Below are 13,506 nucleotides of genomic sequence, written 5' to 3'. Positions count from 1 at the left end.
GCGAAACCGTGCCGGGCACATCCGAGTTCGTCGAGGTGCCCATCACCGCTTTTCCGCGCCCGGCTCGGGATCGGGCAGCAGTTCCGCGGCGATGCGGCGATGCCGGCCAGCGCGACACGCAGCATCCGCCGCAGCATCAGGTCGGTGTCCCACAATTCCGGGTCCCCGTACGCCTGCGCCGCAAGCGGCGCATCGGCCTTTTCCGCGATCGCCACCATCCGCTCGCCCGGCACTGCCGCAAGCTGGGGGCCCGGCCGCAGGCCGCGACGTCCTCGCGGCACCCGGTGCTGATCCAAGTGCAGGCCGACTCCGGGCACGGGACGGCCCCGGGCAAGCGCAGCGCGCACGCGGCGGACATCGACGTCCTGACCTTCCTCGCCGGCGAGCTGGGCCTGGAACCGCGCTGACCGGCGGCCTCAGCCGTCGATGACCCGGTGGTCGCGGTGCTCGATCTGCCCGGCCTCGCGCGCGAAGCGGTTCACCTTCTCCGCTTTGCGCGGCGGACGGTCGTTCGCGATGAGCACCGCGACCCAGGGCAGCGGAACGGAGATGATCAGGAAGGTCAGCGCCAGCCACCAGGTGTGGTAGGTCAGGCCGGCCAGCACCAGGCACGGAATACGGCAGACCATCATGGTCACGTACTTCCGCTTCCGGACGGCGAGCTGATCATCGTAGGACGGTTCGGCCCCGGTGATCAGGACCGCGGGCCGGTCCTGCGGTCCTTCGGCGTGCTCGTTCACGGCAGCACCTCCGGTTCTCATCCTCCCACTCCGGCCCGCCCGCCGTCAGCTGGGCGGGGCGAACCGGGACAAAGCCGCGACGACCAGGCTCTCGACGCCCGCGCGCAGGGTCGGGTGCAGGATCGGGGCGAACCGCGAGGTGTGGGCCGCGGGCACATCGCGCTCGAACCGGCCCTCGTTCAGCGCGGCGAGCACCTCGTCCCGGTCGGCCCCGCCGACCAGCCAGAACACCGACGGGATCCCGGCCGCGCGGCCGAACTCGCCGAAGTCCTCGCTGCCGGTGATCTGGGGTGCGAGATGGGTGGCTTCGGCGCCGAAGTGCTCGCGGAACACCTCGGTCAGCGCGTTCGTCTCGGCTTCGTCGTTGTCGGTGGCCGAGTAGGCCGCGAGCGTCTCGATCGTCGGCGGCTTCGGCGCGCCCGCTGCGACGGCTTCGGCGTTGACGATCCGTTCGACGGCGGCACGCACCCGCTTCATCATGCCGTCGTCGAACGCGCGCGTGCTGATCTCCAGCACGGCCTCGTCCGGGATCACGTTGGGTGCGGTGCCGGCGTGCACCGAGCCGACGGAGACCACCGCCGACTCGGTCGCCGCGATCTCCCATGAAACCACCGTCTGCAGCTTCAGGACCACTGAAGCCGCCATCACGATCGGGTCGACAGTGGCCTCCGGGCGGGAGCTGTGACCGCCCTGGCCGTGCAGCGTGATACGCATCACTTCGGCGGCGGCCATGAGCACGCCCGGCCGGGTGAACATCCAACCGGCGGGGGCGGACGCGACGTGCTGCCCGAAAGCCACGTCGGGGCGGCCGACACGGTCGAAGAGACCGTCTTCGAGCATCGCCTTGGCGCCGCCCTTGCCCTCTTCGGCGGGCTGGAACACGGCGAGCAGCGTGCCGGACCAAGCCTCGCGGTCGGCCGCCAGCAGACGAGCGGCTCCGGAGAGCCACGTGACATGCATGTCGTGCCCGCAGGCGTGCATCACCGGCACGTCGTTCCCGTCGTCGACGCCGCGCGCGGTGCTCGCATAGGGCAATCCGGTCTGTTCTTCGATCGGCAAGGCGTCCATGTCGGCGCGCAGCAGCACGGTGGGGCCTTCGCCGTTGCGCAGCACGCCGGCCACGCCGGTACGGCCGATCCCCGTGTGCACCTCGAATCCGTCCTCGGTCAGCCGCCGGGCGACTTCGGCCGCCGTGCGTGTTTCGGCGAACGCCAGCTCGGGATGCTGATGGAGGTCTTTGTACAACGCCTCCAGATCGGGCAACGCTGCTTCGAGAGGGGCCAGGACACGGCGGGGGAGATCGTCCGTCACAGCCTCTATTGTGGCAGGATTAGTCCGTGCGCACCAACACAGACTTGCCTGATCTGTCCGAGGACCTCTGCGCCCGCCTGCGCGAGGCCTTCCGCCGCGCCGGCTACGACGCCGACGGGGTCGTGGCCGCACTCGGCGGCGCGGCCCACACCGCCCTCGGCCGCGGCGAGCCCGAACCCGCCCGCCGCGCCAGCCTCGACGCGGGAGAGCTGGGCTGCCTCATCCGAGTATTTCTGCTCGGCCTCGCCGAGCCGGAGAAGACCGTCTCGAACGCGTTCGCGCCACTGAGCGTGAGCGAGGCGGTAACGGCAGGCATTCTCCGCCCCGCAGGAAACGGATTCGCTGCGGCGCTGGATATTCGCCCGCACGGTGACGAAGAAGGCTCCTGGTGGGTCGTCTCCGATCTCGACGCCGACATGCTCGGCCACGCCGTGCCCGAAGACCACGTACTCGGTGTCGGGCATGCTTCGCTCAGCCTCATCCGCGCGACGAGCCGTCGTCCGGTGAACCGGTTGCTGGACCTCGGAACCGGCAACGGCGTGCAAGCGCTGCACGCCACCCGGCATGCCCGGCAGGTGACGGCCACCGACGTGTCCGCGCGTGCCCTCGCGCTCGCGGCGGGCACGTTCCGGCTCAACGAGCTGGAGGTGGAACTCTTGCGCGGTGAGTGGTTCGCACCGGTCGCGCGCCGCCGGTTCGACCAAGTGGTGTGCAATCCGCCATTCGTGGTCGGCCCGCCCCGCGTCGACTACACCTACCGGGATTCCGGCCTCGCCGGTGACGACGCCAGCGCACTGGTCGTGCGGCAGCTGCCGGGCTTCCTCGACGACGGCGGCGTCGGTCAGCTGCTCGCCTCGTGGCTGCACCGGCGCGGCGAAGACTGGGCCGACCGCGTGACGCGCTGGTTGCCTCCGGAGACCGACGCGTGGTTCGTCCAACGCGACGTCGCGGATCCGGGTCTATACGTCGGCACCTGGCTACGCGACGAAGGCATCGACCCGCGCTCCCCGGAAGGCCGCGCGAAAGCATCCGCGTGGCTCGATTGGTTCCGGGAGAACAATGTTCAAGGCATCGGCTTCGGGTTCGTCACGCTCCGCCGCGCGAACGACCGGACGCCGACTGTCGTATGCGAAGACCTTCGCCAGGCGTACGACGATCCACTCGGCCCGGAAGCCGCGAACTGGCTCGACCGCGTCGAATGGCTGCGTACGCATAACAACGAACTTCTCGACACTGCGTTCCGTGTCCCCGACACCGTGCTGCTCGAACGCGTCGACTCCCCCGGCGACGAAGGCTGGCAGACGACCGTGCGACGGCTGCACCGCACGGACGGCCCCGGCTGGCAGCACGAAGTCGACGAACTCACCACGCGCCTGCTCGCCGGCTGCCGCGGCTTGCTCCCGCTCACCGACCTGGTGGAGCTTCTTGCCGCCGCGCAAGGATTGGCAGCGGAAGAGCTGGCCGCGGCGGCGCTGCCGGTGGTCCGCGAACTTGTCCGCCACGGCATGCTTGTCCCCGCGTCCGCACGGTGAGGGCGGTGGTGGCGCGGGTCACCCGCGCGAAAGTGACCGTCGGAGACGAGGTCGTCGGCGAGATCGGCGAACCCGGGCTGCTGGTGCTGCTCGGCGTCCACGCTGACGACGACTCGGCGAAAGCGGCCGCGATGGCCCGGAAACTGTACGAAATGCGGCTTTTGCGCGGCGAAGAGTCCTGCGCCACCACCGGCGCGCCCCTGCTCGTGGTGTCCCAATTCACGCTCTACGGCGACACCCGCAAGGGCCGCCGCCCTTCGTGGACCGCCGCTGCACGCCCGGAAACCGCGGCACCGCTCGTCGACGCCGTGGTCGCCGGGCTGCGCGAGCGCGGCGCGGCCGTGGCGACCGGGCGCTTCGGCGCGATGATGGCCGTGGAAAGCGTGAACGACGGTCCGTACACGGTCCTCCTTGAGGTCTAGACCACGTGTGACCTATGCTCCGTCCGGGTATTCATGACCCACATTCCCCGCCCGGACGAGGTTTCTCAGCAAAACCTCAGTTTTGGTGGAGCAACCGCCTGCCCGCCCGGGCCGTCTCCCGATCGGCGCACCGGGAACGTTTTTCCGACCCGGCGCGTTGACACCAGTGTCCAGCCAAGCCGGCTGGGCCCGCGGATCGGGATTCCACAGGCCCCGCTCCTCGGGCAGAAGCACCGGCGAGACACGTTCAGCCCGTGACCGGGGAGGCAGCATGTCAGTCCAGACTCTCGAACGCGAAACGCGCGGGATTCGTGAGCGCGGGATCCCAGCACCGCAGACCCAGGAGCCGGTGAGCGTGGGGGCGCTCACCGACGCCGACCTCGACGCGCAGAGCCCGGCCGCCGATCTGGTGCGCGTGTACCTCAACGGCATCGGCAAGACCGCGCTGCTCACCGCGGCCGACGAGGTCGAGCTCGCGAAGCGGATCGAGGCCGGCGTGTTCGCCCAGCACATGCTGGACACCGCCGAGAACCTCACCGGCCAGCGCCGCCGGGAGCTGTCCGCGCTCGTGCGCGACGGCCACCGCGCCAAGAACCACCTGCTGGAGGCCAACCTCCGGCTGGTCGTGTCGCTGGCCAAGCGCTACACCGGCCGCGGCATGCCGCTGCTGGACCTGATCCAGGAGGGGAACCTGGGCCTGATCCGCGCGGTGGAGAAGTTCGACTACTCCAAGGGATTCAAGTTCTCCACCTACGCCACCTGGTGGATCCGGCAGGCCATCACCCGCGGCATGGCCGACCAGGGCCGCACCATCCGGCTCCCGGTGCACCTCGTCGAGCAGGTCAACAAGCTCGCCCGGATCCGGCGCGACCTGCACCAGCAGCTCGGCCGGGACGCCACACACGAGGAACTGGCGGCGGAATCGGGCATCCCCGAGCACAAGATCTCCGACCTGCTCGACCAGTCCCGCGACCCGGTCAGTCTCGACATGCCGGTCGGCACCGAGGAGGACGCGCCGCTCGGCGACTTCATCGAGGACTCCGAGGCCACCGACGCGGAAAGCGCCGTCATTTCCGGGCTGCTGCAGGACGACATGCGCCGCGTACTCGCCACCCTCGACGACCGCGAACAGCACGTCATCCGGCTCCGCTACGGCCTCGACGACGGCCAGCCCCGCACCCTCGACCAGATCGGCAAGCACTTCGGCCTCTCCCGCGAACGCGTCCGCCAGATCGAACGCGAGGTCATGTCGAAGCTCCGCCAAGGCGAGCGAGCCGACCGGCTGCGCGCGTACGCCAGCTGAGGTCGGTGGGGTTGGGTGAAGTGTGCACGCGGAGTGCGCTCGCCTGTGGCCCCACCTCCGTGTCCTTTGGGGGCCGAACCCCCAAACCCCCGCCAGGGGGCGAGCCCCCTGGACCCCGGCGTGGTCACCTGCACCGCACCGCAGGTCTGTGAAGGGCACCTTCACAGCCTCTGAGTCCGTGAAGGGTCCCTTCACAGCTCCGTTGCCTGCCGTGCGACGGGGCCGGGGGGAGGCAGGGGTGTGCGCAAGGGGTGGTCGAGTTGTTACGAGGGGTTGGGGACGAGCGGGTTTGGGTGCGAGACTGGGTGGGTAGGAAGCGGGGGTGACGTCCGGCGGGGGGTCGGCCGGACGGTCGCGGTGAGGCCACGCGGGTGGGTGTAAGCGCAGCCACGCCGCTTTCCCCGGGAGGTCGGGTCCGTCGGGGTGGGCCCGGCCTCCCGAACCACAACCCACCGGCGCGGGCGGTATCCCGCCGGGCGTGTGGTATCCCACAGTGACCCTGCGGGGGCGGACGGCGCCGGAGCGGCCTGAGTACCGTGGGCGGATCCCGATCAGGGCAAAGGAGCCTGGCTGTGCCGTCCACCACGTTTCAGCACACCGAAGTCCTGCCGCTGGGCAAGGACACCACCACCGAGTACCGGCTGGTCACCACCGACGGGGTGGAAACCGTCGAGGCCGCGGGCCGGACCTTCCTCCAGGTCGACCCCGCAGCGCTCACCACGCTCGCGCGCACCGCCATCACCGACATCCAGCACCTGCTGCGCACCTCGCACCTGGCCCAGCTGCGCTCGATCGTCGACGACCCCGAGGCCAGCGGCAACGACCGCTTCGTCGCCATGGACCTGCTGCGCAACGCGGCCATCTCGGCCGGCGGCGTGCTCCCCATGTGCCAGGACACCGGCACCGCCATCGTCATCGGCAAACGCACCGAGGGCGTGCTCTCCGGCGGCGACGACGAACGCGCCCTGTCCCAGGGCATCTTCGACGCCTACCAGCAGCTCAACCTGCGCTACTCGCAGATGGCGCCGCTGAACTTCTGGGAAGAACGCAACACCGGCACCAACCTGCCCGCCCAGATCGAGCTGTACCACAAGGACAGCACCGCCGAGGGCGCCGGGCAGCCCAGCTACGAGTTCCTGTTCATGGCCAAGGGCGGCGGCAGCGCCAACAAGACGTTCCTGTACCAGGAGACCAAGGCCGTCCTGAACCCCAAGCGGCTCGCCCGGTTCCTGGACGAGAAGCTGCGCAGCCTCGGCACCGCCGCCTGCCCGCCGTACCACCTGGCGATCGTCGTCGGCGGGATGTCCGCGGAGTTCACCCTGAAGGCCGCGAAGCTGGCGTCGGCCCGCTACCTGGACAATCTGCCCGCCGAAGGCTCGGAACTCGGCCACGCCTTCCGTGACCGCGACCTCGAACAGCAGGTGCTGGAGATGACCCGCCAGTTCGGCATCGGCGCGCAGTTCGGCGGCAAGTACTTCTGCCACGACGTCCGCGTGATCCGGCTCCCCCGGCACGGTGCCAGCTGCCCGGTCGGCGTCGCGGTCAGCTGCTCGGCCGACCGCCAGGCCAAGGCCAAGATCACCACCGAGGGCGTGTTCCTCGAACAGCTCGAACGCGACCCGGCCCGGTTCCTCCCGGAGATCACCGAGGACGAGCTGTCCGAAGAAGTCGTCGCCGTCGACCTGAACCGGCCGATGACCGAGATCCGCGCCCAGCTTTCCCAGCTGCCCGTGAAGACCCGGCTGTCGCTGACCGGCCCGCTGGTGGTGGCCCGCGACATCGCGCACGCGAAGATCGCCGAACGGCTCGACGCCGGCGAGGAGATGCCGCAGTACCTGCGCGACCACCCCGTGTACTACGCGGGCCCGGCCAAGACCCCCGAGGGCTACCCGTCGGGTTCGTTCGGCCCCACCACGGCCGGGCGGATGGACTCCTACGTCGCCCAGTTCCAGGCCGCGGGCGGCTCCCTGGTGATGCTCGCCAAGGGCAACCGCTCGAAGCAGGTCACCGCGGCCTGCCGCAAGCACGGTGGCTTCTACCTCGGCTCGATCGGCGGCCCGGCCGCCCGGCTGGCCAAGGACTGCATCAAAAAGGTCGACGTGCTCGAATACGCCGAACTCGGCATGGAGGCGGTCTGGCGGATCGAGGTCGAGGACTTCCCCGCGTTCATCGTGATCGACGACAAGGGCACCGACTTCTTCGCCGAGACCAGCGAACCGGTCCTGCAGATCAGCTTCCGCTGAGGCGACGCCGCGGACGGACCCCTCGGTGCGGTCCGTCCGCAGTGGACGGACCGGGCACGAGCAGCGCGGTGATCCGGTCCAGCGCGGCCAGCTCGGCCGCCGGCAGCGCCCGCAACTGCGGCGGCGGCTCCCCCAGGATCTGCTGCGCCCGCGCGGCCGCCGCGGCACCGGCCGGGGTCGCGGTCACCACCCGGCTGCGGCGGTCCTCGGGATGCGGCTCCCGGACCGCCAGCCCGCGGCGCACCAGCTCGTCCACCACCAGCGTGGTGTAGGGCCGGTCGGTGCTCAGCCGATCGGTCAGCTCCCGCATGGTCAGCGGCCCCGCGGCCACCTTGAGCAACGCCTTCACCTTGATGAAGCTCATGCCCAGCTCCGCGGAGGCGACGCTGCGCCGATCGTGCAGCTCCAGCACCATCGCCCGCAGCCGGGCCCACACCCGGAACGCCTCGTCGTTCATCCCGTGGCCACCGGTTCCGGATCCAGCTCCGCCGCGACCCGGCTCGCTCCCGCCCGCGCCCGCGCGCTCGTCGTGACCAGACCCAGCATCAGCACCAGCAGCCCGCATCCGGCGATAATCCACCATCCGGCGTGACTCGCCTCGGCCAGCCCCGCCCCGAACCCGCCGTGTACCCCACCGGTCACCACCGCGCCGATCACCGCGACCCCGAGCGAGGCCCCCACCTGACGGCTCGTCGACGCGATCGCGGCGGCCACCCCGGCCTGCGCCCGCGGCATCCCGGACACCGCCGCGTTCGTGATCGGCGCGTTGACCATGCCGAACCCGAGCCCGAAGAGCACGTAGGCGAGCATCAGCCACCACAACGGGGTGTCCACGGTGATCGTCGCGAGCAGCCCCGCCGACGCCGCGATCGCCGCACCCGCCAGCACGAGCGGGAACCGCGCCCCGCGGGTGCCCACGATCCACCCGGACAGCGGCGCCGCGACCGCCGTCACCACCGCCATCGGCAAGGTCAGCAGCCCGGCGTGCAAAGCGCTGTAGCCCCGGCTCTCCTGCAGGTAGAGCGTGTTGACGAAGAGGAACCCGGCGAGCGCCGCAAACGCGCAGACCGCGATCACGGTGGCCCCGGAGAACGGGGCACTGCGGAAGAACCTCAACTCCAGCAACGGTTCCGCGCGCCGTCGTGCATACGGTACGAGCATCACCAGCGCGACCAGCGCCAGCCCGAAGGACACCATGATGTACGGGGCGCCGTACCCGGCGTCTCGGCCCTCGATGATCCCGTAGGTCAGCCCGGCCAGGAACACCATCACCAGCAGCTGCCCCACCGGGTCGAGCCGGCGCGCCCGCGGCGCACGTGATTCCGGCACGAACACCGCGGTCAGCACCACCGCGGCGAGCACGACCGGGACGTTGATCCAGAAGATCGACCGCCACCCCGCCGACGCGACCAGCGCCCCGCCGACGACCGGGCCGACCGCCATGCTCAGGCCGACCACCCCGCCCCAGACGCCGATCGCGCGGGCGCGTTCGCGGGGTTCGGTGAAGGTGTTGGTGATGATGGACATCGCGACCGGGTTGAGCATCGACCCGCCGACCGCCTGCACCGCGCGGAACGCGATGAGCAGCCCGGGGTTCGGCGCCAGCCCGCACAGCAGCGAACCGAGACCGAACAGCACCAGCCCGGTCTGGAAGGTGCGGCGCCGGCCGATCCGGTCCGCGGTGGATCCGGACAGCATCAGCAGGCTGGCCAGCACCAGCGTGTACGCGTCGATGGTCCATTGCAGGCTGGACACGGACGCGCCGAGTTCGCGCTGGATCGCGGGCAGCGCCAGATTCACGATGGTGTTGTCCAGGCCCACGATGAACAGGCTCAGACAGCAGACCGCGAGGACCAGCTGCCGCCGCCGGTGGCTCAGCTCCGGCATGTGCCTCCGATCGAGATGGTTATAGCTCTACAACATTTGCAATGCTACAACTATCTCGGCCGGGCTGTTCCGGGCAGGGTGAAGATCACCGGCCGGACCGGCGTATACCGGAGAAATCAGCCGGGAAACAGCGCCCCGAGCCGGGCGAGGGTCTTCTCGATCGCCTCCGCGTTGCGCTTCGGGAATCCGGCGAGGCCGATCGCGAACGGGAGCCGCGCCGTGGACCAGTCGAAGGTCTCGGTGACCTTGGCCTGCCCTTCGCCGAAATGCCGTGAAGGGGCCCTTCACGGACTCTGAGTCCGTGAAGGGCCCCTTCACAGCCTTGGCGCGGAGCGTGGTCACCGAGGTGAGGACTGCTTCAGGACGACTGTCCGATCGCCGAGCGGGGCGGTCAGCGGCACCGTGATCACCGGGTGCCGCAAGTCCATTGTGCACATCTGGCCGGTCTGCGCCTTGGTTTCACTCAGGTCGATCACCACGTGCTGCGGGGTCTGCTCGACCGCTTCACCGAGCGCGTGCTGACAGCCGCCTTCCTCGGCGCGCACGACCAGGACCTTGCCGCCGTCGCTGGTGTAGACCTCACGCGGGAATTCCCTCGGCAGCGCGGCCGGGTCGAGCTTCGCCGCAGGCACCGGGATGCTGCCCGCCGGAGCCTGGTACTGCGGCTTGACGGACGGGGGCGAACTCGGGGATGGGGAGCCCGCCGGCGCCGTGGCCACCGACGGCCCGCCGCACGCGGTGACCGTCGCGAGGATGATTGCCGTTCCGATCAGCTTCGTCGAGTACCTCATGCACAGGGGACGGAATGATCGCCGCGAGGGGTTGCATGCGCTCAGGAACCGGGCCGCAGCACGAGCTGCCGCCCGCCGAGCGGCGCGTTCAAGTGCACGAACAGCGGATTTTCCTTGATGTGCATGGGACACATCTGCCCACGCGGCGCCCGGGTCAGGGTCACGGTCACCACGACCTGGCTCGCCGTCTGCTCCCCGGGAGCGGCGCTCAGGCGGTCACAGCCGGCTTGCTCGGCCTGGATCACCACAGTCGCACCACCGTCGGCGAGGATCACGTCGCGCGGGTAATCCGCGGGCAACGCCGACACGTCGACCTGGTTCGCCGCCGGATCGGTGTCCCCCGGCGGTACGCCCTGCGTCGGGTGGCTCCGCGGCGGCACATTCGTCGAAGGCGCCGGCGGTGTGGTGGTCGAGGCGGGCGGTGTCGTGGTCGAAGCAGGCGGCGTGGTCGTCGCGGCAGGCGGCGTCGAAGATGGCGCGCTCCCGGCGTTGTGCGCGCCACAGCCGACCACCACGAGCAACAGCGCACCCGTTCCCAGGACCTTTCCGGTTCTCCGCATACCCGTGCGGACGGAATCCAGGCCGTTCGGGTTGCATCGGCAGCCCAGAAATCCGGTCAGCGAGCCCGACCCCACCCCGACCAGCAACAGCACCGTGCTCGCCGACGCGAGGAAGACCTGGCCACGGTCGGTGAGGGCGAAGAGCGCAGCGTCCGTCAATCCGGCGGGTCCGAACCGCACTGTCGCGACCGTCTCGGCGATCCGCACCAGCTCGACCGGGATCAGGTTCGCGGCGCCGAGGAACCGGAAGGTGAACTCGCCGGCCAGCCGCCGGTAGAGCTGTTCGCACGAGCCCGGCTCCACCAGCCGGGCTCCCGCAGCACGGCGACCCGGTCGGCAAGCGCGAGCGCCCCCGCCCGGTCGTGGGTGACGTAGATCAGCGTGGTGTCCGGCAATTCGGCCCGCAGCCGCAGCAACTCGGCGACCATGTCCTCACGCAATGTCGCGTCCAAAGCGGACAGTGGCTCGTCGAGCAGCAGCACTCGCCGGCGGATCGCGAGCGCCCCGCGCTGCTGCTGCCCACCGGAAAGCTCCCGCGGGAACCGCCGGGCATAGGCCCCAGGCCCTTCCCCCACTCTCCGGGCGACCTCCGCCCGGCGCATCCGTCGCGCCTTCAACCCGAACGCCACGTTGCCTTCGACTCGCTGGTGCGGGAACAGCGCGTAGCTATGCACCACCGCCTGCGTCGGCGGCACAGCGTTCGAGACTGATGAGTGTGGGGCTGATGTACTTACTCGGCTCTTGCCCGACCTGCGTCGGGTTCGGTATTTCCTTTGCTATCAAAGAAAATACCTGTCCGTGATCATGGTTGTCAGTCGTTGTTCGCCGGTGTCATGTGGGCGGAATGTGGGTTGCCGACCACCGCCGTCTCAACCTACAAGTGGGGGCCTCTTCGTCCATCCCGTCGACCTGGCTTCAGCCCGATCAAGCCTGTCAAGGGGGCACCTTCCCGCCCCTGGTGAGCGTACCGCGGGACTGCCCCCTTGACAGGCTTGATAGCCCTTGGGAGGTCGTCGGGATGGACGACAGGCACGCACGAACGCAACCGATGCGCCCCACTTGTCCATCCTGGAGACCTGCCCGTCCGGCGAGGACATCTCTTGATCGGTGAGCCCCTGTCTGCGGCTCCTCCGGCGGGTGGTCGCTGGGCTGCTTTTCCGCGGGCGACCGCCGGGGACCGGGCGCCAGCCCGCACGCCCCGGCGGGGCTTGCCCGCGGATCAAACACAGTGCTCAGCGGCCCCGGAGGGGCCGCCTTGAACAAGTAAGGAAACTCTGAACACGGAGGTCTAGGCACTGGCTGGGACCGGCTGGCGAGGATTCCAGGACCAGTTGGTCCGCCGGAGCGCGCGGGCTCTATGACGAACCGCGTCCTTGCGTGCTTTCGCTTCGTCTGCATGCCAATACCGGTCGGATGCCGTCGTTTGGGCAGCGTGCTTCCGGTAGATAAGGCCCGGCTCTCCGATGAATGCCCCTTGGGCTACGGCTTCGGCGGCAAGGAGTAGTCCGTCCGTCTCCGCGCCGGTCAATGCTGGCCAGCCACCGAGCGCCCAAATTAGATCCGTGTGCGCCGCGAAGGTCACTGCCTGCACGGACAATCGGTCAGCCTCATGTTCGCGGTAGAAGCGACCTGGATCGAGCAGTCCCGGCGTGGGGTCGTATGGACCCGGCACGATCTTGCCGCTCGGCAGGAGGTCTACACACGCAGAAGTGCACCACGGCACGCTATCCAGGGTTTCAATGTCACGAGTGAGTGCGCCCGGAAGCAACATGTCGTCGGCGTCTAGCGTTCGAACGTACATCCCAGATGCGCGGGCAAGCGCCATCGTCCGGGCAACTCCTGTTCGTCCACCAAGGCCAATTCCGTATGACACTCGCTCGTCGTTTGGGATCTCGTCGGCGGGCAGACCGGTATCGCCATCTTCCTGGATGCACCATTGCCAGGACCAGCCGTTAGGAAGCTTCTGCGCGACTAGGGAATTGTACGCCTCCCGTAGGAAATGGTGACCACCATGGTATACGGCGGTAATGACACTAATTACCGGCATGTTGCCCCTTTTTCCATCGCTTCAAGGGAATGGAGTACTTGAGTTCTGCCCGGTCAGCGGGGAGAAGAATGCTCGAAAATTCCACAATACGGCCAGCAATGTCGATAGACGTTTTTTCGATAACGAATAGCGGAGTACCTTCGGGAATCTTCATCGATTCACGTTCGTCAACGGTTGGTACTCTGGCCAGTATCCGATCAGAGATTGAGTCTACCTCGACGCCTACGGTACTGAGTTGGTGTTGCGTGCCCCCGGGCCAAGGCTCGTTACGATCGTCAAGAAGGTCCGGGTTTCCATCCACGATATCCAGCGGGATATACGAGTTTGACCTACCTATGACTGACCCTGATTTAATGCTCGTCGTGGAGTACGTCCTTTTGAGAACCTGGGTGCCTTCCTCTACTCCAAGCCTGCCGGAAATGTATTCATCGGAAATGGTTTTTTCATATTTCGCCGAAAACTCAAGATCGGCGGTGTCGAGCCCGCTCTCTTTTTCGCTGGCCCCCGTTGATAGTCGCTCTTCGCGGGACAGTAGTGCTCTATCCTTCTCCCACTGGTAGCGCGAACTGGGTTCGCGGACTGTTCGAGTCGGCGGCGTTCGTATGAACGTGCCTTTTGGACGAATGACCTCCACGATCCCTGTGTCTCGAAGGACTCGGATCGCCCCTCG

12 protein-coding genes and 1 pseudogene are annotated in these 13,506 nt (G+C 68.8%); 5 read left to right on the top strand and 8 right to left on the bottom strand.

Features of this window, described 5'->3' with window-relative positions:
• Positions 1–8: 8 nt before the first annotated feature.
• Positions 9–407 carry a hypothetical protein gene (locus ATK36_RS00075; RefSeq protein ID WP_098509279.1) on the top strand — a complete coding sequence of 133 codons (399 nt, stop codon included), beginning with the start codon at positions 9–11 and terminating at the stop codon, positions 405–407.
• 9 nt (positions 408–416) lie between these two features.
• On the opposite strand, the gene ATK36_RS00070 is transcribed toward ATK36_RS00075, so the two are convergent.
• The gene (locus ATK36_RS00070) at positions 417–761 is read right to left on the bottom strand and encodes a DUF3099 domain-containing protein (RefSeq protein WP_098509278.1); all 345 of its coding nucleotides are present in this window, start codon (positions 759–761) and stop codon (positions 417–419) included.
• Between the two features lie 24 nt (positions 762–785).
• A complete protein-coding gene (locus tag ATK36_RS00065) occupies positions 786–2,051 on the bottom strand; it encodes an amidohydrolase (protein WP_098509277.1) in 1,266 nt (421 codons plus the stop codon).
• A 26-nt stretch (positions 2,052–2,077) separates the two neighbouring features.
• On the opposite strand from ATK36_RS00065, the gene ATK36_RS00060 reads away from it, so the two are divergent.
• From ATK36_RS00060 to ATK36_RS00045, 4 genes are all read left to right on the top strand, one after another.
• The gene (locus tag ATK36_RS00060; RefSeq protein ID WP_245914105.1) at positions 2,078–3,583 is read left to right on the top strand and encodes a DUF7782 domain-containing protein; all 1,506 of its coding nucleotides are present in this window, start codon (positions 2,078–2,080) and stop codon (positions 3,581–3,583) included.
• Positions 3,580–4,005, top strand: a complete 426-nt coding sequence (gene dtd, locus ATK36_RS00055) for a D-aminoacyl-tRNA deacylase (RefSeq protein ID WP_098509276.1) — start codon at positions 3,580–3,582, stop codon at positions 4,003–4,005. Before ATK36_RS00060 ends, dtd begins: the two co-directional genes overlap by 4 nt.
• Positions 4,006–4,276: 271 nt before the next feature.
• Positions 4,277–5,308 (top strand): sigma-70 family RNA polymerase sigma factor, encoded by a 1,032-nt coding sequence (locus ATK36_RS00050; protein WP_098509275.1) that lies wholly within the window; start codon positions 4,277–4,279, stop codon positions 5,306–5,308.
• A 572-nt stretch (positions 5,309–5,880) separates the two neighbouring features.
• Positions 5,881–7,551: a fumarate hydratase gene (locus tag ATK36_RS00045; protein ID WP_098509274.1), complete on the top strand. Its 1,671-nt coding sequence runs from the start codon at positions 5,881–5,883 to the stop codon at positions 7,549–7,551.
• On the opposite strand, the gene ATK36_RS34105 is transcribed toward ATK36_RS00045, so the two are convergent.
• From ATK36_RS34105 to ATK36_RS00005, 6 genes and pseudogenes are all read right to left on the bottom strand, one after another.
• On the bottom strand, positions 7,538–8,008 hold the full coding sequence (locus ATK36_RS34105) for a MarR family winged helix-turn-helix transcriptional regulator (protein WP_098509273.1): 471 nt from the start codon (positions 8,006–8,008) through the stop codon (positions 7,538–7,540). The two genes, ATK36_RS00045 and ATK36_RS34105, sit on opposite strands and share 14 nt — an antisense overlap.
• Entirely contained in the window at positions 8,005–9,438 is a 1,434-nt protein-coding gene (locus ATK36_RS00035) for an MFS transporter (protein WP_098509272.1), read from the bottom strand. Before ATK36_RS00035 ends, ATK36_RS34105 begins: the two co-directional genes overlap by 4 nt.
• A gap of 338 nt (positions 9,439–9,776) precedes the next feature.
• Positions 9,777–10,229, bottom strand: a complete 453-nt coding sequence (locus ATK36_RS00025; protein ID WP_245914103.1) for a hypothetical protein — start codon at positions 10,227–10,229, stop codon at positions 9,777–9,779.
• Between the two features lie 641 nt (positions 10,230–10,870).
• Positions 10,871–11,466 (bottom strand): annotated as a pseudogene (locus tag ATK36_RS00015) (ABC transporter ATP-binding protein); the annotation flags it as partial.
• Between the two features lie 611 nt (positions 11,467–12,077).
• Positions 12,078–12,836 (bottom strand): glycosyltransferase, encoded by a 759-nt coding sequence (locus ATK36_RS34520; protein WP_098509271.1) that lies wholly within the window; start codon positions 12,834–12,836, stop codon positions 12,078–12,080.
• The coding region (locus tag ATK36_RS00005; RefSeq protein ID WP_098509270.1) for a UTRA domain-containing protein at positions 12,823–13,506 on the bottom strand (684 nt) is incomplete at its 5' end. The genes ATK36_RS34520 and ATK36_RS00005, both read right to left, overlap by 14 nt.

This window comes from Amycolatopsis sulphurea (genome assembly GCF_002564045.1).
In the GTDB taxonomy this organism is placed as follows: domain Bacteria; phylum Actinomycetota; class Actinomycetes; order Mycobacteriales; family Pseudonocardiaceae; genus Amycolatopsis; species Amycolatopsis sulphurea.
The sequence above is the reverse complement of the archived record's forward strand: the minus strand, read 5'-3'. Positions and strand labels throughout refer to the sequence as shown.